The 26,346-nt window shown below is 46.0% G+C and carries 21 protein-coding genes; 11 read left to right on the top strand and 10 right to left on the bottom strand.

Annotation, left to right across the window (positions count from 1 at the left end):
* Positions 1–92 precede the first annotated feature (92 nt).
* Entirely contained in the window at positions 93–728 is a 636-nt protein-coding gene (locus tag NG795_RS26940) for an S-layer homology domain-containing protein (protein WP_367291689.1), read from the top strand.
* Positions 729–877: 149 nt separating this feature from the next.
* Here the strand turns inward: NG795_RS26940 and NG795_RS26945 are convergent, their stop codons facing one another.
* On the bottom strand, positions 878–2,764 hold the full coding sequence (locus tag NG795_RS26945) for a sulfatase (protein WP_367291690.1): 1,887 nt from the start codon (positions 2,762–2,764) through the stop codon (positions 878–880).
* Between the two features lie 222 nt (positions 2,765–2,986).
* Between NG795_RS26945 and coaE the strand changes: the two genes are divergently transcribed.
* Entirely contained in the window at positions 2,987–3,592 is a 606-nt protein-coding gene (gene coaE / locus NG795_RS26950; RefSeq protein ID WP_367291691.1) for a dephospho-CoA kinase, read from the top strand.
* A 47-nt stretch (positions 3,593–3,639) separates the two neighbouring features.
* Positions 3,640–5,082, top strand: a complete 1,443-nt coding sequence (locus tag NG795_RS26955) for a hypothetical protein (RefSeq protein ID WP_367291692.1) — start codon at positions 3,640–3,642, stop codon at positions 5,080–5,082.
* Between the two features lie 133 nt (positions 5,083–5,215).
* On the opposite strand, the gene NG795_RS26960 is transcribed toward NG795_RS26955, so the two are convergent.
* The gene (locus tag NG795_RS26960) at positions 5,216–6,613 is read right to left on the bottom strand and encodes a TldD/PmbA family protein (protein ID WP_367291693.1); all 1,398 of its coding nucleotides are present in this window, start codon (positions 6,611–6,613) and stop codon (positions 5,216–5,218) included.
* Positions 6,614–6,965: 352 nt separating this feature from the next.
* Between NG795_RS26960 and NG795_RS26965 the strand changes: the two genes are divergently transcribed.
* Positions 6,966–8,762 (top strand): sensor histidine kinase, encoded by a 1,797-nt coding sequence (locus tag NG795_RS26965; RefSeq protein ID WP_367291694.1) that lies wholly within the window; start codon positions 6,966–6,968, stop codon positions 8,760–8,762.
* Positions 8,763–8,931: 169 nt separating this feature from the next.
* On the opposite strand, the gene NG795_RS26970 is transcribed toward NG795_RS26965, so the two are convergent.
* From NG795_RS26970 to NG795_RS26980, 3 genes are all read right to left on the bottom strand, one after another.
* The gene (locus tag NG795_RS26970) at positions 8,932–10,626 is read right to left on the bottom strand and encodes an ATP-binding protein (protein WP_367291695.1); all 1,695 of its coding nucleotides are present in this window, start codon (positions 10,624–10,626) and stop codon (positions 8,932–8,934) included.
* Between the two features lie 625 nt (positions 10,627–11,251).
* Complete coding sequence (locus NG795_RS26975; RefSeq protein ID WP_367291696.1) at positions 11,252–12,745, bottom strand: UDP-N-acetylmuramoyl-L-alanyl-D-glutamate--2,6-diaminopimelate ligase; 1,494 nt, start codon at positions 12,743–12,745, stop codon at positions 11,252–11,254.
* Between the two features lie 98 nt (positions 12,746–12,843).
* A complete protein-coding gene (locus NG795_RS26980) occupies positions 12,844–13,140 on the bottom strand; it encodes a glutaredoxin family protein (protein ID WP_367291697.1) in 297 nt (98 codons plus the stop codon).
* Positions 13,141–13,517: 377 nt separating this feature from the next.
* On the opposite strand from NG795_RS26980, the gene cysH reads away from it, so the two are divergent.
* The 6 genes from cysH (at position 13,518) to NG795_RS27010 (ending at position 19,618) form a co-directional block, all read left to right on the top strand.
* Positions 13,518–14,279: a phosphoadenosine phosphosulfate reductase gene (cysH, locus tag NG795_RS26985; protein WP_367291698.1), complete on the top strand. Its 762-nt coding sequence runs from the start codon at positions 13,518–13,520 to the stop codon at positions 14,277–14,279.
* 121 nt (positions 14,280–14,400) lie between these two features.
* Positions 14,401–15,708, top strand: coding sequence for an exonuclease subunit SbcD (sbcD, locus tag NG795_RS26990; protein WP_367291699.1), 1,308 nt, complete (start codon positions 14,401–14,403; stop codon positions 15,706–15,708).
* Positions 15,709–15,871: 163 nt separating this feature from the next.
* On the top strand, positions 15,872–16,288 hold the full coding sequence (locus NG795_RS26995) for a hypothetical protein (protein WP_367291700.1): 417 nt from the start codon (positions 15,872–15,874) through the stop codon (positions 16,286–16,288).
* A gap of 7 nt (positions 16,289–16,295) precedes the next feature.
* Positions 16,296–17,267, top strand: a complete 972-nt coding sequence (locus tag NG795_RS27000; protein WP_367291701.1) for a transposase — start codon at positions 16,296–16,298, stop codon at positions 17,265–17,267.
* Positions 17,268–17,402: 135 nt separating this feature from the next.
* A complete protein-coding gene (locus NG795_RS27005) occupies positions 17,403–18,752 on the top strand; it encodes an AAA family ATPase (protein WP_367291702.1) in 1,350 nt (449 codons plus the stop codon).
* Positions 18,749–19,618 carry a DUF4435 domain-containing protein gene (locus tag NG795_RS27010; RefSeq protein WP_367291703.1) on the top strand — a complete coding sequence of 290 codons (870 nt, stop codon included), beginning with the start codon at positions 18,749–18,751 and terminating at the stop codon, positions 19,616–19,618. The genes NG795_RS27005 and NG795_RS27010 overlap by 4 nt, the downstream gene beginning before the upstream one ends.
* 103 nt (positions 19,619–19,721) lie before the next feature.
* Here the strand turns inward: NG795_RS27010 and NG795_RS27015 are convergent, their stop codons facing one another.
* Positions 19,722–20,693, bottom strand: coding sequence for an aldo/keto reductase (locus NG795_RS27015; protein WP_367291704.1), 972 nt, complete (start codon positions 20,691–20,693; stop codon positions 19,722–19,724).
* Between the two features lie 124 nt (positions 20,694–20,817).
* On the opposite strand from NG795_RS27015, the gene NG795_RS27020 reads away from it, so the two are divergent.
* On the top strand, positions 20,818–21,045 hold the full coding sequence (locus NG795_RS27020) for a hypothetical protein (RefSeq protein ID WP_367291705.1): 228 nt from the start codon (positions 20,818–20,820) through the stop codon (positions 21,043–21,045).
* A gap of 84 nt (positions 21,046–21,129) precedes the next feature.
* Here the strand turns inward: NG795_RS27020 and NG795_RS27025 are convergent, their stop codons facing one another.
* From NG795_RS27025 to NG795_RS27040, 4 genes are read right to left on the bottom strand one after another with little or no spacing between them, the layout of a single operon-like run.
* A complete protein-coding gene (locus NG795_RS27025) occupies positions 21,130–22,761 on the bottom strand; it encodes an EH signature domain-containing protein (protein ID WP_367291706.1) in 1,632 nt (543 codons plus the stop codon).
* The gene (locus NG795_RS27030) at positions 22,758–23,432 is read right to left on the bottom strand and encodes an OmpA/MotB family protein (RefSeq protein WP_367291707.1); all 675 of its coding nucleotides are present in this window, start codon (positions 23,430–23,432) and stop codon (positions 22,758–22,760) included. Before NG795_RS27030 ends, NG795_RS27025 begins: the two co-directional genes overlap by 4 nt.
* Before the next feature lie 48 nt (positions 23,433–23,480).
* Complete coding sequence (locus tag NG795_RS27035; protein WP_367291708.1) at positions 23,481–24,236, bottom strand: OmpA family protein; 756 nt, start codon at positions 24,234–24,236, stop codon at positions 23,481–23,483.
* A complete protein-coding gene (locus NG795_RS27040) occupies positions 24,236–26,095 on the bottom strand; it encodes a coiled-coil domain-containing protein (protein WP_367291709.1) in 1,860 nt (619 codons plus the stop codon). Before NG795_RS27040 ends, NG795_RS27035 begins: the two co-directional genes overlap by 1 nt.
* Positions 26,096–26,346: the final 251 nt, after the last annotated feature.

Consider the following 26,346-nt stretch of genomic DNA (forward strand, 5'->3'; position numbering starts at 1 on the left):
CGACCGTACCTACCGTATTGAGTTCAAAATACATACTTACAAGTATCCGCCTGACTAAGTTTTGTCAGTCAACCAGGAACTATCCTCCCGCTATGAAGAAAATTTTAACCCTCATTTCCGTCACCTTACTGCTGCAAAGCATGATGATTTCCGTCCGAGCACAACAACCCCTTAACCCCATTCAAAGCGTCCTTGAATCCGGGTTAATGACTCAATATCCCGACGGACAATTTCATCCCGAACGCGGAGTCGTTCGGGCCGAACTTGCCTCAATTCTCGTCAAAACCTTTCAACTAGACAAACGAAATACAGCGACCAATCAAAATCAACCTATTACCGATGTTCCGCCGTCTCACTGGGCCTATAAAGATATCGAAATTGCCCTACAAACTGGGATCATGAAAGGGGATTTAAGCGGCAGATTTCATCCCAACCAACCCGTAACTCGGGCCGAAGGATTTGCCATTTTCGCCCAAGCTTTGGGTGTTTTAATGCTTAATGATTCCGATGTTAATCGCCTTCTAAACTCCTATCAAGATGGCTATCAAACCCCAGATTGGGCCAGACAAGCCCTAGCTACTGCTATCTTTGAGGAGTTAGTGAATATTGGCAACAATAACGCGCTCAATCCCTTACAACCCATGACTCGTGAAGATATGGCTTATGCCTTAAGTCAATATTTAGCCAAACAAAACAATCCCGGCACTATCCCCGACATCCCCAACTAATAATTCTTCATGTCCGTAGTAACGACTTCAGTCGTTCTCTTCATGTTCGTAGTAACGACTTAAGTCGTTCTCTTCATGTTTGTAGTAACGACTTCAGTCGTTCTCTTCATGTTAGTAGCATAATTGCTCTACTCATTCATTACCCTAACTTAAACAAGTTTAACTGTTCCCGTTTTAACAATGTAATTTTCATTACTTTTCTTGAGCTGTAGTTGGTAAAAATAGTCTCCGGGTTTAGGGGAACTCCACCGCCCAACAGTCGATGGATTTCCTATCATCTCTACCCCGATCACCTTCTGGGTAGGGTCTTGTTTTTCAACCAGCCATAAACGAACACTTTGGAAGCGATCGCCACTCTCAATCTGGAACGTCAAGTCTTTTTGCGTACCAATAGAAAGGGTCGCTTGCTTGCTCAGAATTTCGATTTCCTTGGCTTTCAAACTCACCCGAGGAGAAACCGGGAATAATTGAGAAGATTTGCTCCTAGAGATAGAGTCAGGAACGATAATTGTTCCATCGGGTAAAACATCGAAAGGGATGGGGAAATTGCTGTTGCCAAATACAGCAGCCCTTTTCCAGCCGATCGCGAGTAATTCGCTCAAGGTTTCTACCAACGCTGCATTTTCTGGCAAATTCGCGATATTCCGAGTTTCTAACGGGTCGAGGTGGCGATCATAGAGCATTCGTGATAAAAAATTATCCTCTACATCGATATATTCCGTGTAGTTATAGCGATCGGTCAGAATCGTATCGCCATACTCGAATCGACTAAAAACTGCTCCTTTCCAAGCTCGCTGAGGATTATTTAAAAGCGGGACTAAACTGGTTCCTTCTAAATGCTGGGGGGTTTCGATACCCACAAGCTCGCAAAGGGTGGGATAAATATCCACCAATTCGACTAATGCGGATGTTTTTGCCGCCTTGACTTTTCCAGGCGCATCAATAATTAAAGGAACCCGCAAAGCAAGTTCATAATTGGTAGTTTTGGCCCATAAATTATGTTCTCCTAATAAAAAACCATGATCTCCCCAAACCACAATAATTGTATTGTCTCGTAGTCCCAATCTCTCCAGTTCATCTAAAACTGAGCCAATACAGGTATCAACAAATGTGGTACAAGCATAATAGCCATGAATCAGAGTTCTAGCATACTCTTCATCCAACCGAGATTGGGTTTCATCACTAAAAACGAGATTTCGATACCCTCTGAGTTCCCCCCAATTATGTAAAGACTCTGGCGGTGCATCGGTGGGAGCAAAAGGATTTTGTGCGAGTTCTATAGTATTGCGATCGTACATATCCCAGTATTTTTTGGGACAATTAAACGGCAAATGAGGCTTGACAAATCCTAGGGCTAAAAAGAAAGGTTTTTCCTGTTCTTTTAAATTTCGCAAAGCGGCGATCGCTAGGTCCCTCGTGATTCCATCGGGATAGGCATTATCTGGCTGGTTTTCCCCGATTTCATAAGCATTCCTTTCATTGCCTGGAATATTATAAACTCGAATGTCTTTAAACCGCGTCATCCCATAATTCCAGGCATCCAGATCGTCATCCATCACATGATAAATTTTCCCCACAGACTGGGTATTGTACCCCTGTTGCTTGAAAAGCATCGGGAGGGTTGGCGCAGGGTTTCCCTCCGGTGTTTGAGGACGGTTAATCCCAGCCGGTTCTAAGTTACCATGCCAATTCTGAACAGGTTCATCTAATCTGGAATGATAACTCCAAAATCTCCCCACAGGTTCTCCAGGACTTTTATTGGGTCTGGCACCCGTCATAACGCTTAATCTCGAAGCACCACACACCGGAATTTGGCAATAGGCACGGTCGAATAATACCCCCCGATCTGCCAATTTATCGAGGTTTGGCGTCAACATTTGTGCCTCACCATAGCTTTTAATTTGAGGTCGTAAATCATCAATCGCTAAAAATAAAACATTGTACTTTTCCGGCGATTGAGCATAACAGGAAATTTGGCTTAGACCTACGGTAGCCGCACTCATGCTTAGATATTTTAATACATTCCGTCTTTTCATGGCTAAATAATTTTCAGAATTAGATTTTCTCTCAACTTTTGCTCGGTTGAAATTAGGGGATAAACTGGAGTAGAATAGGCTCAGACTTGGTGGAACCCGTTTCTGTACCTTTACTTAGATCCTCTGGTTACAGAGCTTTATATTATTGTACAATAGTTCGACCGATTACGCTCTTTATGGTTCATATTACAAGCAATTTATTTACAATTACGGGTTAGCATTATGAATCAACGTAGAATTGGTTTAACGGGAGGAATTGCTACGGGTAAAACTACTGTTTCTAATTACTTGAAACATCAGCATAAATTGCCGGTGTTTGATGCGGATATTTATGCACGGGAAGCGGTCCAGATTGGTTCAGAAGTGTTGAATCAAATCGTGAAGCGTTATGGAAGTGACTTGCTACTGCCCGATCGCAGTCTGAATCGTCAGAAGTTGGGGGAGATTGTGTTTACTCAACCCTCGGAAAAGCAGTGGTTAGAGGAGCAAATCCATCCCCAAGTGCGCGATCGCTTCTTTCGAGAGATTGCAGCCTTGCCAGAACAGTCTACCGCAGTCTTGGTGATTCCGTTGTTGTTTGAAGCACAAATGACGGATTTAGTTACGGAAATTTGGGTGGTATCTTGTCCTGGCGATCGCCAGATTCAGCGATTGATGGAACGCGATCGCTTGACCCTAGACCAAGCCAGAGCTAGAATTAATAGTCAAATGCCCTTATCTGAAAAATGCGCTCAGGCTGATGTTGTCTTAGATAACTCCTCCACGGTAGAACACCTCATCCAACAGATAGATGTCGCTTTGATGCAGGATAGAGATAATAGGAAGTAAACCCTTACCGGGATACTTTTACTTCTAACTTAATCTCTGTCTTCAAAATGCAAACCATAAAAACCGCCAACCCAGCAGCGCCACCGAATACCGGGGGACCGATTGACTGGTTTAAAAAATTTATGGCGATTCTCGCCGTTATCAATTTACTGTTAGTCGGGTTCGATTCCTCTTATATTCCCCTGCGTGATATCTATTTTCAGCACCTTCCCCCAGTGATGATAGCCTATGATAAAATTAAAGGTATTGAACCCCATCCCGAAACTGAAAAATACTTAGAAACCGTCCATCAATTAACCCTCGAACTCCAACAGCCTCAAAGTTCCCTGGAAACTCCCAAAGTGGAAAATTTACTGGAATCGTTACGCCATGAAAGCGAGGGGATGCTCAATGAAAACCCCTTCATGGCTGCGGGTAAGTTCGGCACTTTTGCCAAAATTCAAAGGCGAATGCGTCAGCATATTGGCACAGAATATGCTTCTGAGGCTTTTCAAACCTTTTGGACTTCTAGTTATTTAAGCAGCCACAATTTCGACCGAGAACTGAATTTTTTTCAAACTCAGATAAATCCCTTAATTGCCAGCAACTATTTCAGAAATGTAGATGAAATTGGGCAAGTCGTGGATGAATTTTGGCGAATTGATATTTTCTTTATGTGCCTGTTTGGATTAGAATTCCTACTTCGCACCTTTTTTATGCATCGCCGGATTAGTGGCTTACGCTGGATAGATGCGATGTTGCGACGCTGGTATGATGTTTTACTGTTTTTACCCTTTTGGCGAGGGTTACGGGTGATTCCAGTTGCCGTGAGGCTGCAACAGAGTCAATTGGTTAATTTCGATCGCATCTTAGTCCAGATGACCCACGAACCGGCTGCTAAACTAGCCGATCGCCTGTCTCGATTTGTGATGGTTCGCTTTATCAATCAAGCGCAAGACTCCATTCGCGAAGGCACTGCCGCGCAATCATTTTTGAATCCCCAACCGGGAATCGACCTCAATAATGTCAATGAAATCGAAGTCATTACTGACCGACTTTTGGAATTAACAATCTACAAAGTTTTACCTCAAATTAAGCCAGAATTAGAAGCAGTTTTGCATCATAGTATCGAAGGTGCGTTTAAAGATTCCGGGGTTTATCAAAGCCTCAAAGCTTTCCCGGGACTGGGAAATTTACCCAGGGATTTTACCGAACAAATGGCTTCTAATTTAGCCCAAACTACAGTAACTGTTCTCGAAACCTCTTACTCCGATGTGGAAGGGAGAGTGCTATTTGAGCGCCTGAGTCAGGAGTTCAATAAAGCCTTCCGGAAAGCTTTAGGCGATCGCAAAACCCAAGAAGAAATACAAGTCTTGCTCACGGATTTCCTAGAAGAATTAAAACTCAATTATGTGGTAAAATCCACCCATACCGACCCAGAAGCAACCCTGGCAGAAATGGAAAACCTTTACCAATCGGAAGTACCCCCCTCCCTCCCCTCACTTCAGTAAACTGGTGTTTAGTCTGGGGGTACAGTAGCGGTTAGAAACCGGGTTTCTTCACCAACTTTCTAGCAATTTTCCACAAATCTCGGCTAGAAACCCGGTTTCTTGTCCTAGGGTTAGTAATTAGACTGGACAAAAACTACGCCGACTCGCCACCCACCACAACATTGCGAATTCGCAGACTGGGACCGCCACAGCCTACAGGTAAACCATTTTGTCCCCCTTTGCCGCAACCGCCAGATTCATCCCAATAGAAATCATCCCCGATCGCCTCAATATCCGCTAAGGTACTAAACACATTCCCCGAAAGGGTGACATCCCGCACAGGTTCGGCTAATTGACCATTTCTAATCATCCAGGCTTCCCCAGCGCTAAAGGTAAACATTTCCCCATTCGTCATTCCTCCCAGCCAATTGCGGGCATAAACCCCTTCTTTAATATCCGTAAATAAATCCTGAACCGGAGTTTTTCCCCGTTCAATCCAGGTATTCGTCATCCGAACAATGGGAGGATAATGATAATTCAAACAGCGGGCATTTCCTGTGGCAGTTTCCTCTAGTTTCCCGGCGGTTTCTCGGGAGTGGAGGCGTCCGACGAGTACACCATCTTTAATGAGTTGGGTGGTAGTTGCAGGCGTGCCTTCATCATCATAAAGATAACTCCCGCGATGACCTGGAGGGGCCGCCCCATCAAAGATTTGCAAGTCTTCAGGACCAAACCGGCGTCCCAGGGTCATTACTTCTAGCAAATCTGGGTTTTCATACGCCATATCTGCTTCAGAAAGATGTCCAAAGGCTTCATGAACGAACAATCCGGATAGAATCGGGTCAATGACAACCTGGTAGGTGTTGCCTTTCACCGAAGGCAGGGAGAGGGCTTCTACCGCTCTTTGGGCGGCCCCTCGCACTTGGGAATCAAGCTGAATTAAATCTTCGTAAGCTTTCCGGGACCCGGTGGTTTCCCGTCCTGTTTGGACGGTTTCCCCATTGCGCGCAGTGGCGGCAAAGCGCATTTCCATATCTACCCAAGACTGTTCTAGGATTGTACCTTCCGAGGTGAACAGGAGGATGCGTTGGGCGCTGTCACTGTAGCGAACCGAGGTGGTGGTGATGCGCGGGTCAACTTGACGGAGGATATCCGTATAGCGATCGCACAATCTCTTTTTGTCGATAATCGGAATCTTTCTAGGGTCAGTGCCGGTGAGTAACAGTTCACAGGTAATCTGTACTGGGTCCACGGGGGCTAAAATGGTTTCTTCATCCCCGACTAATCGCGCTGCGGCGATCGCTTCCTCGATTCGTTCTGCCAGTCCCGCCAGTTGATTAAAACTGGCAAAGCCCCAACCCCCTTGATAGCAAGCGCGGACTTGTCCCCCAATCGAGACTCCCTCACTTAGGGTTTCAATCTTTTCACCGCGCAAAAAGATATCGGTGCCTTCCGCTTCTTCTAGGCGAATTGCTAAATAATCAACCCGGGAGGCATAACGAGCAATCAGTTCAGCTAATAAGTTTTTCGCATCAGCGAGCAAAGTAGACATGGTTGAGGGCGAGTTCCAAAGCAAGTGATTGATATGTTCTACTATAGCGGTCCTCAATGATTACAGAGCAACCGGGTGGGGTTTTACCGAGAAGGGGGCGAGGACCGACTGCCTCTTGGGTCAAACCGATTCTGGATTAAGGGGGTGACTCTCCCAATTTTCTGCGGGGATTGCGACTGATTTGTTCGGTTCTACGAATGTTTTTATGGGGAAGATCCAGATAGGCTAGTAGTATCTTGTTTTCAGTTGAATTTAGATTAAAGCGTTTGTAGCAAGTTTTAAATTACAAATTCTTGCTCAATTATTGAAAATTAAGGATTTAAACCAGTGAACTGTAGAGGGGGATATTTCCGTGTACAAGTGGGTCTTACCAACGATTAGCGAGGTTTTAGCACAGGGGGGGAGCACCGACAATTCCTCGGACCTAGAGATGGGGTTAATTGGGGAAGATCCGGGCGATCGCAATGGGACCACGACCCACCGGGATGCCGCAACGGTTTGGTTGCGGCGAATTCGGGCCGATCGCCAATGGCAAGGGGCCATCGCCTCCCTGAGTGACCTCCTCGATGGCGAACTCGCAAAGAATGATTCGCATACCCGCAATCCCCTCTCTAGCAAAGGGTTAATTTTATCCGGTCCCGTCCCGGTTTTAAACCAATCCACCCACTTAAAACAGTTCTCAACCTGGACCTTTGCTGGGGTACAGCAGTCCGGCGCATGGTTACCCTCCTCCCTGTGTCCCCTGAGCCCAGATAGCGGTTCCAATACCCCCAACCCCACAGTTTTACCCCTGCTTACCGGGGACCCCCTGGCCCGGGAACACTTTTGTTTGGTGTTGACAGCGCGGTTTAGTCTCGTCATGGTGGTGGGATTAAACTCCGAGGGACAACCGGCATTTCAGTTTTCCTTTGATCCAGAGGAGATTGCTTTAGTCTGGCAAGGGTTGCGATCGCGTCTGCTACCCTTCAAAAATCAGAATGCTATTTCCACCCTAGATCAGCAGTTCCAACAGTTCCCACCCCGCACCCCAGACTACAAACTGGTTTGTCAGTTTACCCAACAGCTTCTGGAATATCTCCCCGAACCCGTAGAACTCGATCGCGAAATGCTAGATGAAATGGAAGCATTCGCGGCAGATTGGACCGGGTGGGGTTCCTCCATGCGGGCCTTACCCCAATCTGGAGGGGATTGTCCCAATGGTGAGGCGGAGATTTGCTGGGAGGTATCTGGTCCCGATGGGAATTCTCGGGTTTCGACCTCTGGTGAACGGAGAACGGCCCTGAGTAATCCAGAACCGGCGACGGCCAAAACCCTGCGATCCAAGGGTGGAAAGGCTGTGGGAACCGTCTCGGCTAAAACTGCGAATCCCCGGAAACCGGCGATCGACCAGCCTTTAGATGACCTGCGGGATGCGGCGAGTAAGAACGTCCGAAACCAGGCCCCGGCCTTGGATGTGGAATTATTACAGGCGATCGCGCACGAAGTTAGAACCCCGTTAGCCACCATCCGCACCCTCACCCGCCTCTTACTCAAACGCCGTCATCTCGATGCGGAGATTATCAAACGCTTAGAAGCGATTGATCGCGAATGTAGCGAGCAAATCGACCGCTTTGGGTTGTTTTTCCGGGCAGTGGAATTGGAAACCACCAAAGATGCTCACGCGCCGGTGCATTTGACTTCCACCTCCCTCACCCAGGTATTAAATAGTTGCATCCCGCGCTGGGAAAAACAAGCCAGCCGACGCAACCTCACCTTAGATGTGATTTTGCCGCAAAAAATGCCCTCAGTGGTCAGTGACCCTTCCTTGTTGGATCAGGTCCTCACCGGGGCGATCGATAACTTCACCTCCACCTTACCCGCCGGAGGCAAACTCCAAGTCGAAATTTCCCTAGCGGGTCATCAGTTGAAGGTAGAACTCCACTCCCAAACCCATGCCTCCGTCAATTCCGAAACCACAGTTTCCGGGACTCAGGCCCTCAAATCTCTCGGTCAAATGTTGATGTTTCAGCCAGAAACCGGCAACCTTAGCCTTAATTTGAGCGTGACTAAAAACCTGTTTCAAGCCCTGGGAGGTAAACTGATTGTCCGCAACCGTCACCAACATGGACAAGTGCTGACTATCTTCTTACCCTTGGAAATGCGGGGATAGTGGGAAAGGATGAAGGATGAAGGATGAAGGATGGAAAGATGGGGGCGAAGTTTGTAGTAACGACTTCAGTCGTTCTCTTCAGTTCAACGTCCCGACTTCAGTCGTTCCCCTCTTCATCCTTCATCCCTCATCCTTCATCTTTCATCCTTCATTTTTCATCCTTCATCCCTCACCATTCCCCATCGCTTTCGTCGTAAACGGGTAATAAAATGCTAAACACCGAACCCCGTCCGACTCGGCTTTTGACCGTAATTGAACCCCCGGAATGGAGTAAAAGCTGTTGGACAATGGTTAATCCCAGTCCAGCTCCTTCCATATCATCATTAATGGCTTGACGACCCCGATAAAAGGCTTCAAAAACTTTAGGAATTTCCCCGGGTGGAATGCCGATACCCGTGTCGCGAAATTCTAGTTGAACATAATCGCCTTGTTGCTTGGAACGCACCCAAACTTCCCCGCCAGACCCGGTGAATTTTATCGCATTTTGCAGCAAATTCAGCACAATTTTTTTGAGCCAGTCTCGGGTGCAAATTACCGGGGGTAAAGTGCTCCGGAGGGTATAGGCGAGGAGTACGCCTTTTTCCTGGGCGATCGGCTGATAGGTACTGACGATTCCCGGGACAATTTCTCCCAAGCGGATTGCCTCCATTTTGGCTTTATCCACCTCGCTTTCTAGGCGCACCAGTTCTAGAAATCCTTCGATTAAAGCATTTTGGCGATCGCAAGACTGATGCAACAACGCACTATATCGGTCTCGTTGCGCTGGTTTGAGTTTGGGGGAATCCAACAAGCTCAAGGCCGTTTTCATATTCGTTAACGGTGTGCGGAGTTCCTGTCCAATCTTATTCAGAAACTCGTCTTTAAACTCTAATGCATCCAGTAGTTCTTGATTTTGTCGTCGCAATGCGGCCAGTTCTCCCTCCCCGGCCAATTCTTCTCCCTGCTGTTCCCGTCGCTGGAGTTGCTTGCTAAATAAATGTCCCAATAATAAAGGGTCTGGTTTAGGCAGTTCCAGGTGACCAAAGGCCATGTCCCAATTGGCGAGTAAATTCTCGCAAACTCGCCCAGATGTCTCGATCGGGTATTGATTCTCATTAGAAATTGGACAACTCTGGCACTGTCCTTTACTCACCGATACTTTTAATCCATCAAAGACCTGTTGAATTGTCTGTTGGTCTAGGGAATAAAGGGCAACTAGGGTTTTATTTCGCTGAAATTCTCGATGAGAATGGGGTTCGAGACCCTTTGATTGGGTGGGACTGGCTAAAATTGCCACAGATAATTCCGGGGACAACACAATCAGAAAATATTCCTCGTTCAGTTTGCTATTGAGCATTAACTGAATAGAGCATAAGGGTAAGGTAGTTTTTGTCGGCATGAAGATTGTTCCCTCATCGCTAATCAGGGAATTTTCATCAATGCCGCAGGTTAAGGGTGCGCTGTAGGGGGGACTGTGACGATGGAGGTGGCGATCGAAGGTCCTCTGTTTATCCTGCGATCGCGGTTTAAAAAAGCTGTATCGCTGTCGGGAATATAACTCCTTTGTTTTTCCGGTTCCTCCTTCCTCCTCTATCTCTTCATCCCTCGTCTTTGGAGTCTCCTCACCCTGCCAGGGGTGGAGGATGTAAACCGGATTCGTCCCTCCAAGCAAATGGCGGTAGCGCTCAAGGTCTCCCTGCCAGTTGCACCAATCTGGAAGCTTCACCCACAAGGTTGCAGGGATTTTTTGTTCGATCAGCAGGTCAAATACACCGCCCACCATACCTTTAAAAGATGGGTAGGAAACTTGCAAGGGATGAGGCGGTGCGATCGCACTGAGGGCGCAATCATAAAGAGACACATCCTGAGCTGTTGATAAATTCATCTTCATTGAAGTGTCCGCGAGTTAGCAAATCCCTGAACTTCACCCAGGGGAGGAAATCCGACGCCAGCAACTTAATGTACTTCCCTGGTTTAGGTTGATGTTACAAACTGAACATCACTGCTACAAACATGGGAATCAGCACATTGGCCTAAACGTCACTTCTGTTTAGGTTTCCAGCAATTTTTAAGGGTCCGAACACCATTTATTTAATTTAAACACCCTGATTATTCAGATCGCTTCGCACCCTTAGTCCATTGACCTAGCTCAATTACCGCTCTCCATCTCATCCCTCAATTGGCAAAAGATAGAGTTGGGTATAGAAAACCGGGTCTCCTAAGACCCTCTCAGTCTTTTTATCTTCCCTCAAATCGGGAAGAAAATTATTTTTACGAGTAAGGCTAATTCTATTTTAAAGTTAAATTCCTAGATGTTGCATTCGTAATCCTACGCAAAAAGCGCCCTATTACAGGCGCTTTAAACCGTCAATCCACCTCCAGTCCCCTCCTTATCATGTCTTGGGGAGGGCTTTCGGCCTGAATCGACTCAAATGCAGCAAAAATTAAAGTTTCGCTACATTATTGCCAAAAACAACCGAACCGGGTAACTCTCCCAGTCCCTGGTCCCATTAAACCACAGCGGCAAACCGTTGATTTAACGCCTCGCGCGCTTGCTCTCGGTCATCAAAATGGATTTTTTCCGTCCCGAGAATTTGATAGTCTTCATGGCCCTTCCCGGCAATCACCACCCCATCCCCGGGTTTTGCTTCCAGGATGGCGGTCCGAATCGCGGTAGCCCGATCGCCAATCACTCGCGCTGAGATATTCTCCGGAATCCCTGCCGCCACATCTTTTAAAATCTGTTCCGGGTCTTCAGTCCGAGGATTATCCGAAGTCACCACCACCACATCCGCCAGTTCTGCCGCAATTTTACCCATAATCGGACGTTTGGTGCGATCGCGATCGCCCCCGCACCCAAACACACAAATCAATTTCCCGGAAATAAAAGGTCGCGTCGCCTTCAGCACATTTTCCAAACTATCCGGCGTATGAGCATAATCCACGATCGCGCTAATATCCTGGTCCGGTTTAATCAGCACCTGTTCCATCCGTCCCGGTACTCCCGGAAATTCCGGCAACACCGCCACAATCTGGGCCAAGGGAACCCCAAAATGCAGGACCGCCCCCACTGCCGCCAGCATATTTTCCACATTATATTGACCCACCAAAGGCAAAGAAAACTCTGCCTCACCCACAGGCGTATGCAGCATCCCCTTCACTCCTGCCGGTTCATACTGGATATCACTCGTCCATAAATCCGCCTGGGAATTGTGGGTGCTATAACCCCAAATCTGATCCCCACTCAACCGTTGCGCCAAGCGCTGTCCATAACTATCATCAATATTCACCACCGCGCGACCGGCCAAATATTCCGCGCTGAACAGCTTGGCTTTGGCCTCAAAGTAAGCCTCCATCGTTTCATGGAAATCGAGGTGGTCCTGGGTCAAATTGGTAAAAATCCCGACTTGAAACGGCAGACCCTGCACCCGTCCTTGGGCCAAGGAATGGGAACTAACTTCCATCACCCCAAATTCACATCCCGCCTGGACTGCATCACTTAACTGATGATTCAAATCCACCGCAAACGGGGTCGTATGGGCCGCCACCTGTTCAAATCCCGGCCACCGGACATAGAGGGTCCCTAATAGCGCCGTAGGTTTTTGGACCTTCTGGAGAATAAACTCGACTAAATGAGTCGTGGTGGTTTTGCCATTGGTCCCGGTTACCCCAATTAAATTGAGTTTTTTCCCCGGTTCCCCATAAAACGCGGCAGCAACTTGGGCACAAGCAGCGGTCATATCTGCCACGGGAATTACCACGGCATCGGATTGCGGGGGATGTTTTTGCGCCGCTTGGGGACTGACTAAGGCCGCCACGGCACCGGAGGCGATCGCCGAGGGCCAAAAATCACCGCCATCCACCCGGGTTCCCGGCATTCCGATAAAGAGATCCCCAGGTTGGCACGCATGGGAATTGGTACTTAAACCCGTGACCTCGATTTCCAGCGCCTCCTTGTCAAGGGTCTCTAACAGAATGCTGGGTAATAACGCTTTGAGCTTCATCGTTTTAATTCCTCACACGCGATTGGGCGATCGTTCATGCAACCGACAGGGTAACGGGGTGGACTCCCCCAGTCCTCTCGTCTTGCATTATTTTTCGCCTATTGTGAATCATTTTTCGGAAAGTATTGCTGTAACATTTGCTGCACTTGCTGCACCGAGGCCCGAGGAGAGGGCCTCGGCAAGGGTTCCTCTTTTGGGGGAATTTCCGAGTCTGGGTCCGGAGGAATCACGCGGCAGAGGACGGGGATTTCATACTGATACGCCGCGAACCAATCGGCTTGGGTGGTAATGTCGCGCACCTCTAGCTCAAAGTTCAAATCCCGAATCTGGTCTAATTTTTCCTGCAACCCCTCGCAGAGGTGGCAACCGGGCTTGCTGTACAAAATTAATCGCATTCTTTCTATTTACTCCAGACCCCAACTGTGGTTATTTTAGGGGAAAGCAAGCCTGAATCATCAACCGGAGTTGATGCAGAAATGGCTACCTATCAGCATATAATTTGGATTGGCACTTCCCCGGCGATGTCTGAGTCTTAATACTCAATTGCCTAACTGACAGTCCCGGGTCAGGAGATACATTTGAGGGCATCCCCCCCTATTCCTTTTGGTAACTTCATAAAACTTTACCAAGTAATGTAAGCCTTTCGGAATAGGGATTCCAAGCCCTTGGATAGAAGTAAGTACACTGCTAAACTCGTCCCTTAGAAATAAAATACTGATTCCCGACCAAGTTAGGGGTGTTTTAGGCTATGATTGATTTTGGAAACCCTTAAATGACTTATTACAGTAAAGAAACGAGCATGGTCAACTCAGTACAGGCACCAACTAAATCCACCACCAGCCTCGACTTGGATGAACTCAACGAACGATTTGAGTCCTCCCATCCCCAAGAGATTCTGGCTTGGTGCGTCAACAATTTTCCCACCGGGCTTGTGCAAAGCACGGCATTTGGAGCCAGTGGCATGGTTGTCATGGACCTCCTCTACCGTGAATTGAAATCCAATCCCCCGGTGCCTGTGCTGTTTTTGGACACCTTGCACCACTTTGCCGAAACTCTGGAACTGGTAGAACGCTCTAAGCAGCACTACAACTTAGATTTGCATATCTACAAAAACTCAGAAGCCAGCGATCGCCAAGAGTTCGCTAAACGTTACGGCACCGCCTTGTGGCATAGCAACGTTGAACAATTCCACTATCTCACGAAAGTGGAGCCCCTGAAACGCGGTTTGGAAGAACTCAACGTCGTCGCCTGGATCACCGGACGTCGCCGGGACCAATCCAGTTCTCGCGCTCAAATGCCTATTTTTGAACGGGATAAAGACGGACGCATTAAAGTCAATCCCCTAGCGAACTGGACCCGCAAAGAAACCTGGGCCTACATCATGCAGCATGGTGTCCCTTATAACACCCTGCACGATCAAGGGTATGGCAGCATTGGTGATGAACCCCTGACAACTCCCGTGGGTGCAGGCGAACATGAACGCGCTGGACGCTGGCGGGGTTCGGCTAAAAGCGAATGCGGCATTCATATCTAAAGGGAAGTTAAGAGTCCTGAGTCTTTTGTCTTCGGGTTTGAAGCAAGGCGACTGCGCCAGTCTGTGCAACGTTCCAGAAACAACGCACAATAGACAAAGGACTTCGGACTAATAACATCCCATGATTAAAATTCTGCATCTTTCAGATATCCATATCGGCAGTGGGTTTTCCCACGGACGAATCAATCCAGCCACGGGCTTAAATACGCGATTAGAAGATTTTGTCAGCACCTTGAGTCGCTGTATCGATCGCGCCATTGCAGAACCCGTGGATTTAGTTTTGTTTGGCGGGGATGCTTTTCCCGATGCCACCCCACCGCCATTTGTTCAGGAAGCTTTTGCGCGTCAATTTCATCGGTTAGTCGAAGCAAATATCCCCACAGTTTTGCTGGTTGGCAACCATGATCAACATTCCCAAGGACAAGGGGGAGCAAGTTTATCCATTTATCGCACCTTGGGAGTGCCAGGGTTTATTGTCGGCGATCGCGTCACGACTCATCGCATAGAAACTGCCAAGGGTCCGGTGCAAATTATTACGTTACCTTGGATTACCCGTTCTACCTTAATGACGCGATCGCAAACCGAGGGAATTTCCCTATCTGATGTGAATCAGCTTTTAATTGACCGTCTGCGAGTCGTGCTAGAGGGGGAAGTCCGCAAACTAGACGAAACGGTGCCAACGGTCCTACTGGCGCATTTGATGGCCGATCGCGCCGAATTAGGTGCGGAACGGTTTCTCGCAGTCGGCAAGGGGTTTACCATTCCGATTTCCCTGTTAATTCGCCCCGAGTTTGATTATGTCGCATTGGGTCATGTTCACCGCCACCAGAACTTAAACCCCACGAATAATCCGCCAGTGATTTATCCCGGGAGTATTGAACGGGTGGATTTCAGCGAACAGAAGGAAGATAAAGGCTATGTGATGGTGGAATTAGAACGGGGACAGGCGAAGTGGGAATTTTGTCCGTTGGTTGTGCGAGATTTTAAGACGATTAAGGTGGATGTATCAGAAGCGGAAAATCCTCAACAGCAGATTTTAAAGGCAGTCGGCAAACAGGAAATTAAGGATGCAGTTGTGAGGTTGATTTATCAGTTGCGATCGCACCAAATTGATTTAATTGATAACACCGTTATTCATGCCGCCTTAAGCGCCGCACATAACTACACCATCCAAGCCGAACTCGTCAGCCAACTCGCCCGACCCCGAGTCCCCGAACTGAATGCGGGCGCTGGAATTGACCCCCTGAGTGCCTTACAAACCTATTTAGAAAATCGAGAAGGATTAGAGGATATCAAAACTGATTTACTAGAAGCGGCAGAGGGTTTATTGGCCGGAGATGAACAGATGTGGCAATTTTCCTCAACGGCTGAAGATGGGGAAGAGAGGGAGGCGATCGATGATCCATCAGTGCAACTGAAATTGCTTTAGAAGGACTTGACAAAATTGCGTATTTGTGATAAAAACTGGACAGTGAAAAGTTCTGTATAACCCCAAGAGTATCGCTTATGGGGCCTCAAAAAAAATGGACCGGCATAAAACCAGTCCATAAGTCATACTGGTAAGTATTCTACGCTTAACCAGTGTTACCATTATGCCCCCCTTTGAGCGAATTGAACAAATCCTTCAAAGTCTACGGCCCGCATTCAACCGTGAGGCGGCCTTTGAATGGTTCGTGATTATGGTCTGGGGCATTCTGTTATGCAACCGGACCCCTGCCATCACGAGTTATCTCAATGCAGTGGGACTGAGTGAATACTACTATGGGCACGCTCTGCATTGGTTTCACGCTACCAGTTGGAGTGCCAAAACATTATCAAACAGATGGCATCAATGGCTGGTTTCTCACCCCAATGTCAAACGGTTGAAGGGTCAACCTATTTATATTGGCGATGGCATTAAAGTCCCCAAAGAAGGCAGAAAAATGCCCTTAGTTAAAAAGTTACACCAAGAATCAAGTAATGTGACCTTGCCCGGAATGGATTCGGGGTCATTATTTTGGAGCTATTAATCTTTTATTGCAAGCCGGGGATTCTCTAATTGCCGTCCCGGTTACGTTTAAAATTCAAGATGGACTTCAAACAGCTGATGTAAATTCACCGACTTTAGTTGATAAAATGTCTGGCTTATGTAGGGCTTACATGAAAGCTGGAAGTTACGTCATTTTAGATGCCTATTTTGCTTCAAAAAAATTAATTAAGCAGTTTCGGTCCGATTCAATTCATTTAATTACTCGGGTCAAGATTAATACGGTCGCCAAGCATCCGTTACCACCGTCCTCCGTGAAAAAAGGTCCCGGCAGGCCTCGCATTTGGGGACAATCACTGGAATTACGCACGTTATTTAATGACCCAAATTCTTTAAAGACTGAATCGTTATTCCTTTATGGAAAGAAACAGAAAGTCAGTTATCGTACAATAGATTTACATTGGGACTGTCCCGAAAATTTAGTGCGTTTTGTGTTGGTATTGTGGCCCGGAGGAAAACCCAGCATTCTACTTTCAACAGACCTGGATTTATCGGGAGTAGAAATCATAACGGCTTATAGTTGGCGGTTTAAAATTGAAGTGACTTTTCGGACCTTAATCGAGATTTTATCCGGCTTCAACTATCGCTTCTGGATGAAAAATATGGCTCCCTCTTCCCGAGGACCTAAAAATATGAATATCCAAGACTACTCTGATGAAGACCGGGTGAATATCCAAGAGAAAATAGAAGCATTTGAACGATTTGTCAATCTAAATGCTTTAGTTTTAGGGATTTTACAAATTCTGAGCTTATCCATGCCCTCGACGATTTGGCAAGGTTTTTCGGGTTGGTTCAGAACCGTACCTAGCAGTGGTTATCCGAGTGAGCAAATTGTTCGGCTTACTCTACAACAATCTGCACCTTCTATTTTAGCTGAAAGTCCACCCAGCTTACTTTTGACAAAATTCCTTCACGCCAAAGAGTCATTCAGGCTGGGAGCCATACACAGACGAACTGGATAGTTTAAGGCCCCTAATTAATTATCTCACAGAACTTTTCACTGTCCAGATAAAAATATTCCCCAGGCTTAGGGAATAGTGGTTGCTGTAAAATAGAGGCCAGGTAACAATACAACCCTGGCTACACCCGAGGTAAAGATGAGAATCCATAAAATTTCGGTTACCAACCTTTTTGGTATTTTTAATCACTCCATCCCCTTAAATTTAGATGAGCGAATTACTATCATTCATGGTCCCAATGGATTTGGTAAAACTATTTTACTAAGAATGCTGAATGGACTGTTTAATTCCCGTTACTTGGAATTAGTTACGATTCCCTTCACCGAATTTAGGGTCGAGTTTGATGAAGGGACTCAGTTGGTTGTTACCCAGTCAATCGATAAAAATCCCAAAGCTAAGAAGCACCCGGCAACCCTTCAATTGCTTAATGCTAAATCATCGAAAAGCGAGAAATTTCAACTCATTGATGTAACTTCTGATTCTAAGAGATTCAAGCAAATTAGTCAAGTAATTGATAGTATTATTCCAGAAATAAATCGGATTAATTATACAACATGGCTACATTTGCAAACCAATGAGCAACTTTCTTTTGAAGATGTTATTGCTAGATTTGGCCAATTTTTCCCTGAAGAATTAGGAAAAATAGCCCCCGATCCCAATTGGTTAATTGATGTTAAAAAATCTATGCCAGTTCGCTTAATAGAAGCTCAACGGTTATTAAATTTAAGTAATGTTTTGAGAGGGAGGGGGTATCCGAGATTTCCCTCCTCTATAACCTCTGTTGCTGCCTATTCTTCCGTTGCTGCTTACTCTGAAGAACTCGCCGAACATATTCAGAGCAAACTTGCTGAATATGGAGAATTAGCTCAATCCCTGGACCGAACTTTTCCAGCAAGAGTGGTCAAAACCACCGCACCCTCTGACTTAACCGCCGACAAAATTCACACCAAATTAAGAGAAATCGAAGAAAAACGATATCGGCTGATAGCAGCGGGACTTTTGAATCAAGATGAAGACCCCGATTTTCAAGTTGACCGCTCTATTGATGACACAGCCAAAAGCATTTTATCCGTTTATGTAGAAGATGTAGAGAATAAGCTGAGGGTATTTGAGGAACTTGCTCAAAAAATAGAAATTCTCAAACGGATTATTAATAGCCGATTTTGTTATAAAAGTATCAATGTTAATAAAGAAAAGGGTTTTATATTTCAGGCTGATGATAGTAAGCATTTATCTCCCGAGAACTTATCATCCGGTGAGCAACACCAATTGGTAATGCTGTATGAGTTATTATTCAAAGCAAAACCCAATTCCCTGATTCTAATTGATGAGCCTGAACTGTCGTTGCACGTTGCTTGGCAAGCTCAATTCCTCAAAGATTTACAAGAAATCGCCCAATTAGTAAATATTGATGTGTTAATGGCGACCCATTCTCCCGATATTATCAGCGATCGCTGGGATTTGACCGTAGAGCTAAAAGGGCCATGAGAGAACATTTAACACCGGATCGCGTCGCGAATAAAATTCGCTTAATGCGGACTCAATATCAGGGAACCTTTTTAATAACCGAAGGCGATACCGATGCAAGGGTCTGGAAAAATTTAGTCAATAGCAGACTATGTTCGGTAGAAAATGCTAACAACAAACAAAAAGCTATTGCTGCTCTCGATATCCTAGAAAAGGATAACTGCGTCGGAGTCTTAGCGGTTGTGGATGCTGATTTTGATAGCCTAGAGGGGAACCTATCCCAAACCCCGAATCTACTCATGACCGACAGTCACGACCTGGAAACCATGTTACTCCAGTCGCCTGCCTTGGAAAAAGTTTTAGCTGAATATGGGTCAGAAGAAAAAATAAACAAGCTGACTAAATCTACAGGTCAAGATATTCGGACCCTCCTGATTTTACCCGGAGTTTTTATTGGCTACTTGCGATGGTTGTCTCTCAAAGAGGGTCTTTCCTTAAAATTTGAAGATTTATCCTTTAAAAAATTTATTCATGAGACCACTTTAGCCTTAGATAAATTCAAACTAATCAAAACTATTAAAAATAACTCCCAAAGGCATGATTTAGACGAACAAATCCTTCACCAGCAGATAGAAAATTTAAAACAAAATACTCACAACCCCTGGGCTGTCTGCTGCGGTCATGATCTCATCTGCATTCTGTCTATTGGACTCTGTAAAGCCTTGGGGTCTTGTAACACCAAGCAAGTCGAAAGCATTATCCTAGAAAAAGATTTACGTTTGGCTTATGAACGGTCATTTTTTTCAAGGACAGAACTATACCAAGCTATTCTACAATGGGAAGCCGCAAATCAGCCCTTTCAGGTTTTGGCTTCTAATGAAGAATAGAAATTCCTTTGAGGGAAGATTACCCCTTTTCTGTGCTATCGGAAGCCCGGGTTTTATTTGAAAGTTTAAAAAATAGAATTAGTCTATAATTTTTGCCATTATTTTAAGTCGTTTGAAAGTTATTTTGCACCATTGTTTTCTTAGAATTGGCCGCTACTTGATCCAGTTCTTCTATCTCCCCCGCATCCAAACTCCAACCCAGTGCACCGAGATTTTGTTGCGCCTGTTCCACACTTTTTGCCCCGGGAATGGGAATCATCCCTTTGCAGATGCACCAATTGATAGCAACCTGGGACATGGTTTTATTTCGGTTTGAGGCAATTGCCCGCAAACAGTCTAACAAGGGCCGAATTTGGGGTAAAATATTCCGAAACAGCAACCCGCGAATCCCCGGAGGAAATGGACCGTTTTCTGAGTATTTTCCCGTGAGCAATCCTAACGCTAGGGGACTGTAAGCAATCAGTTGAATTCCCAGGCGCTCGCAGACTTCTTTTAACCCCAAGGTGGTCACGGGATAGGTAGATAACAGAGAGTATTGAACTTGCAGGGTGGCAATGGGAACTCCGCGATCGCTAAACTTTTGATAAACCCGTTCCAGTCGTTTGGGACCGTAATTGGACAATCCCACTCCCTTCACCAACCCGCGATCGTATAAATCCGCCAATCCATCCAACAACGACCACTCCTGCCAAGGCGCATAATTCGCCGTGGACCAATGCATCTGCACCAAATCCAGCCGTCCCAACCGCTGCGCCGATGCTTCCCCAGCAGAAACCATCGACTGCCGCGTCAACCGCCAAGGATAAGGCGCTAACTTCGTCGCTATACAAATTTTGTCCGCATTGACCCCCTGATACTCCTGAGAAAAGCGCCCCAACAGCGTCTCACTCCGTCCATTCAGCTTGCCAGTCCCATAGGAATCCCCGGTATCGAATAACGTCACGCCATTTTCGACACAAAGATTAAACACCGCTTGTAATTCGGCATCCATACTGGGTTCATATCCCCATAATAGCCGGTTACCCCAAGCCCAAGTACCGCAGCCCATAATTGGCAGAGAGAGATTCGTTGGCATCGTCACAGGTCGTAGATGAGTTGAATAGGTTCTATTTTACAATAAGGCGTTGGTCATTTGTCGTTGGTTCTTAGTCATTTTTGGCACTGGGGTGATGATGACTTTGGGATAAAGGTTTGGTAAAATGGAAACCAGAATTCTAGGTCATTTTATGTCCCATCCTGAATTTTTAGAAAAACTTCAACAGTTATCTCATGATGAGAAACTGGAAATCCTCCTGTTTCTCACCACAGAATTAGCCAAGGAAGAAAGTTTGAGAGCCTTGGATAATAGCGCAGCTTATCGGTCTTGGTCACCTTATGATTATGGGGATGCCGCTCAAAAGTTAATGAGTTTGTTAGCAGAGGAATAGGATAAGTCTGATGCGAAACTCCCAAATTCAGGAAATTTTTTGGATCATTTGTCATTTTTCCTTGGTTACTGGTCAATCCTTAAATTAATGATTTTCACAAAAGTAACGAGCCTCCATTTCAATTTTTTCCATTTCTCTTTCCCAGTATTCTAACTTGCGCTGACGTTCTTCCTGTTCAGATAATGAAGGAACTGGTAGTCCAGTTTCGCGGTTATATTGATTATATGGGTGATATAAACCTTGAAAATATTGAGTTCCTTGATTCGGATAAATGTCTCGTGTTCTGAGTAATTTTTCAGAGCATCCTTGCCACAAATATTTGTGGTCATGTACTTCGCCACCCAGACATCGCAGTCTTTTTAATGAAAGTTCGGGAGAGTCAAATAGCTGGGTTTTGATATGGGGATAAACGCGGGAGTCAAAGACGCGGGTTTCGCTACCTGGACCTCGGAAAAATTCCACAATGCAGCAATCTCCGAAATCAAAGATGCAAACTTCGGTGGGGTCGCTGCCATCTTCCTGGAGAATACTGATATCTTGATGCTCAAATTCACTGCCGATCGCCTCTTCGCTCGCCTTTTGGGAGGACTGGGGTAACAAAATCCGAAGTCGTTCAAAGCGATCGCTATAATTTGACCAGAAATCCCGGCGACTTGTTAGCTGCTTCCGCTCCCACTCCTCCAGATTCAATGTTCGTAACAATATCGCCACTAATTTATAGAAAGATTCATAACTTAGTGCTCCAATCCAATCTTGTAAAGCAGTTTTTGCCGGTTGGGATAATTCACTCCAGCGAGTATCGGGACTCGTGATTCCATAGTGTTTTTGTACCCAATTGACTAGCATCGGGAACTGACCAGCAATTTCTGTGGAAACCTTTGTCAGTAGATGCTGTACCCCCTGAAGTTGCGGTTCTGTTGCCATGTCTTCTAGGCAATTGATTATCAAGTTTGCCTGCCTGAGATTGCGACTGGGGCCGGTATTAATAAAATATTTAATAATCTCGATAAATATCCCGTGTTTTGAACCTAGAGACTTAGGTAAGTGGGCTTTTTCTAGGATTTTTTTGGGTGGGATTGAATTTTGGAAGCTCCAGGAGGCAATTTGCTGATCGCCTTGATTGTCTACCAGTGCTAAGAGAATGTCTATGGGTAAGAGTTCGATCTTTTTAAACTCTGAAGCAAAATCGGGGAAGCTATGCACTAAAGACAAAGGCAACACAGGCCGATCGCTGATTTTGCTCTGCTCTGCCTTTTCTTGAACGCTCTCAACTTCCAAATTTTCTAAGGATTCCATATTTTTCAGGACGGGCCGTTTTTTAGTCCTTCTCTGATTCTGATTACCCTGGCTATAATAAATCGCCAACCGCCAAAATAATCGGTTTTTAATCTTATCGTCATCCAGAGCAAATTTCCAAATCGCTGCTGATGTTGATTTAGCCCGAGTCCTCCCTTGTTTCTCATCCCAATCTCCTTTGGCATAGAACAAGTAAACCCACTCCAAAATAGTCACCTGTTCGCCTTTCTCATTCTCAATATCCGCCAAAATCTCATCCATACTGCGCGGAGGTTTTGTCTGATATCTCGGCACACCTGGAGGTAACTGAGGCGGTGCGATGGGGCCACTTTCTCCGGTTCCTTTTCCCAGATTAATTAACTCTTGCGCTTTCGGTTGAGGAAGGGGTGGCAATTCTAAAGGGCGAAAGTTAAAATTCATGGTTGAGTCTCCGGTGAGGATGAGGGTACGCTGAACATCTTTCCCCAATCTGGGGGTCTGAGTTGGAACCGAAACACCACTTTGCGATCGCCAGGAGAATCAATTTTCTGATCTGCATCCAATTCCCCTCGACCTGCCGCCAATACCTTATATTTGAATTGAGATTGAGTGGGAAAATTTAGGGAGGAAATGTAATCCGAAACAGACAAAGCGCGTTGCAAGCTCAGTTGCATATTTTCGCGCTCGTCTCCAAAGGAACTGGTGTGTCCTTCGATAATAACCCGAGTAATCATCCGCTCAAATTCATCATTGGAGAAAATGACGTTGCTGTAAACGGGAATGAAATTGAGTAGAAATTGTCTGCCTGCGGGTTTGAGTTCGGCACTCCCTTCATCGAACAAAATCGCATCGGGAATGCTGACATCTCCAGTTCTTGGATCGACTTCCAATTTATCTCCCCCAGGAACTTCTTGACGGAGCGTATTGAGGATGACGAGAGGGAGTTTGTCAAACGCTTCTTGGTACTGTTTGAGTTGTACCATCACGGTGATGAACAATAAGGCAAAAAACATCAGGAGTCCTGACATTAAATCGCCAATGGAGAGCCAAACTCCAGAGTCTTGCTCCTCTAAAATTTCCCCTTCCATTTCAAATTCATAAAAATCGCTCATTGGCTTGGGTTTCCTGTTCTCTTCCTGAGTGGATTAGCGGGAGTGCGGTTAATTACTGTCTAAGAGTTGCTGCCAATCGGGGGGTTTTAGCTGGAAACGGAAGACGACTTTGCGATCGCTAGGATTGTCACGGGTTTTGTCGGCATCAATTTCCCCTCGACCGGCTGCTAGAATTTTGGTTTTAAAGTTATCTTGATTGGGAAAAGACATTTGCGAGGAAATGTATTCAGCCACCGATAGCGATCGCTGCAAACTTAAGTCCATGTTGCTGTATTCATCCCCATCGGAACTGGTATGACCTTCAATAATCACCCGAGTGACCATTGTTCTAAAGTCATCCGTTGAGAAAATGATTTGGCTGTAAGCGGGAATAAACTGTTGGAGAAAGGCTTTTCCTTCTGGTTTCAGTTCTGCACTGCCTAAATCGAAAAGAATGCGATCGGCAATACTCACATCCCCAGTTTTTGGATCCACAGACAGGTCAGAGCCTCCCATTTTTGTGTCCAATTGAGCCAGCAGAATCAGGGGTAAATCCTGAAATGCTTTTTGGTATTTATCCAACTCGTCTATTTTTGCCTGCAAGTCGGTTTTGAGCTCCTCCACTTCTTTCGTTTTGGCTTGCAATTCCCCCTCTAGTCGTTGCACATCCTCATATTTATGATGCAATTGCAGTTGAGTGGTGACAAACAGCAGCGCGAAAAACATCAGTAGTCCTGACATCAAGTCCCCAATGGAGAGCCAAACCCCAGAGTCTTGCTCCTCTAAGATTTCACCCTCCATTTCAAACTCAGAAAAATCGTTCATTAACTACCACTCCCGTTGCCATTCTTCAGTTCTTTAGCCGATGCGACTAAGTAATGCGATACATCCATCAGTCCGTGAGCGGTTTCGTTGATTTGAGTGCAGACTTTAGCCGCAGCGCTATCTCCTTCTTTAATAGCCTTTGTGTACGATTCATTGGCTTTTGTCAAATATTCCGCAAGTTGCTTGTGGCCAATTTGGAGTGCATCATCTAATTTTTGTACCATCAGGTTTAGGGATTGGTTGAGAGATGTGTCAAATTTCTCAACCATGTTTTGATAGGCACTCTCTATCTGGTTGGCTTCGCTACCCAGTTCGCGGATCATTTCCTGCAATTGTTGCAGACGTTCTCCGGAGGTTAACCCTGTTTTATTGGCTAGGTTGTACACTATCTTAGCCGTTTCCTGAATGGAAGCCATCGTTCCTTGCATTTGTCTCATCGTTTCTTGCATATAACCCATCGCTTCGTTAATCACCTCACCCATTTTTGGAGCATCTTCTAGGAAGACTGTCTGGAGTTTTGTGATGACAATTTCGAGTCCTTCTCGCTGCTTGCGGAGAGTTTCGTCTAGGAGATTGTTTTGGTCTTCAAAGAATTTCTTGAGTGCAGTTTGGTATTCGATGCGGAATTTCTCTAACTCTTCCTGCACAGTGATGCGAGTTTTTTGCAGCATCTCATCAATATTTACCAACGTTGCAGTTAGGTTAGCTGCGGCTTGGTTTATTAATGCCGATGCTTCACGACCCAAATTCACCAAAGTTTCTGATTGAGAAATAAAGACTTGATTGGCGTCTTCGAGAATTTTACGGGTGCTCGCTTCGACTCCTTCCAGCATCTCTTTCTGTAGTTGAGCTTGTACTCGGAGAGATTGCTCTAATTCTTCTCGGATACCTCTGAAAGTTGCAGCAGCTTTTTCGGCACTTTCTTCAAAGGCTTTTCGCTGTGCTTGCATTCCTCTGATACTTTCGTCAACGGCTCGCTTGATTTCTGCGGCAACGGTTAGTAAGACTCCGTTAGTATCCTGGCTAAATTGGTTGAGAATGTCTTTTAAATCAACAGCAAATTGTTTCAGGTCTTTGAGAGTTTCTTTTTGGAATTCCCGAATCGTTTCAACAGCCCCAGCCAACCTGATAGTAATATCTCCCAAAGCATCTTTCAGTTCTTTCACTGCCTCGGATGCTTCCTTGGTGAGTTTGGCAGTTTCATCAAGACGTTTGACCACGGGTTCGATTAATTCTTCGCGCAGTCGCGTGACCAAATAATCTACCGCTTGACCGTGTTTTTGTTGCAATTCCCGAATGCTGGATAATTCCGCTTTCATGGAATTGAGGGAGGGATTTAGTTGTGCTCCGGTTGCCTGACCGATCGCCTCTGGCGTAAGGTTCGTTAAAGGCTCGAAAATAGGCGTTAGTTCCGATCGCAAAACCGATCGCATTTCTTTCGCCACAGCTTGACCAATCGTCGCAGCCGTCAGATTGCTTTGTCCTCCAGTTGCTCCCGGCGTCATCCGGGCCAAAATTCGTCCTGGAGTCAGCAGAAAAGCAACTTTGCTCAATTCAGAACGCAAATTATCCCGACGCCGTTGCCGCGCTCGTTCTCCACCCGCGAGAAATAACATGAAGAGACTGGAACTCCCCAGTCCCCACAACGAGGTTAAGAAAGCAAACTTCATCCCGGCCAGCAAGTCGGTACTGCTTTTCAGCAGAGTATCGGCCTCTTGGATGTCGAGATTCACCCCCTGCAATCCCTGATAAATGCCAGCAAAAGTTCCCAACACCCCCAATGCGGTCAATAAAGTGGGGGCAAAATACACAGGCCCGCGTGGGACGGGTTTACCCAGTACGGTTGGGGAAGATAGCATGACCGCGCTATTGCCTTCGTATGTGGGAAAAAACAGATTCCCCCTGATTTCTCCGTCGAAATGGGTCAGAAACCATCCTCTCATGTTGTCATCCAGGTTGATTCCATTGCCCCCAGAAACCAGGTGTTCTTTCAGAATTTTAATTGCCTTAGCGGCAGGCCCGCATTGCTTTTGGCCTGGTTGACTGACAAAACTTAGTCAGGCGGATACTTGTAAGTATGTATTTTGAACTCAATACGGTAGGTACGGTC

This window comes from Laspinema palackyanum D2c, assembly GCF_025370875.1.
Lineage (GTDB): Bacteria > Cyanobacteriota > Cyanobacteriia > Cyanobacteriales > Laspinemataceae > Laspinema > Laspinema palackyanum.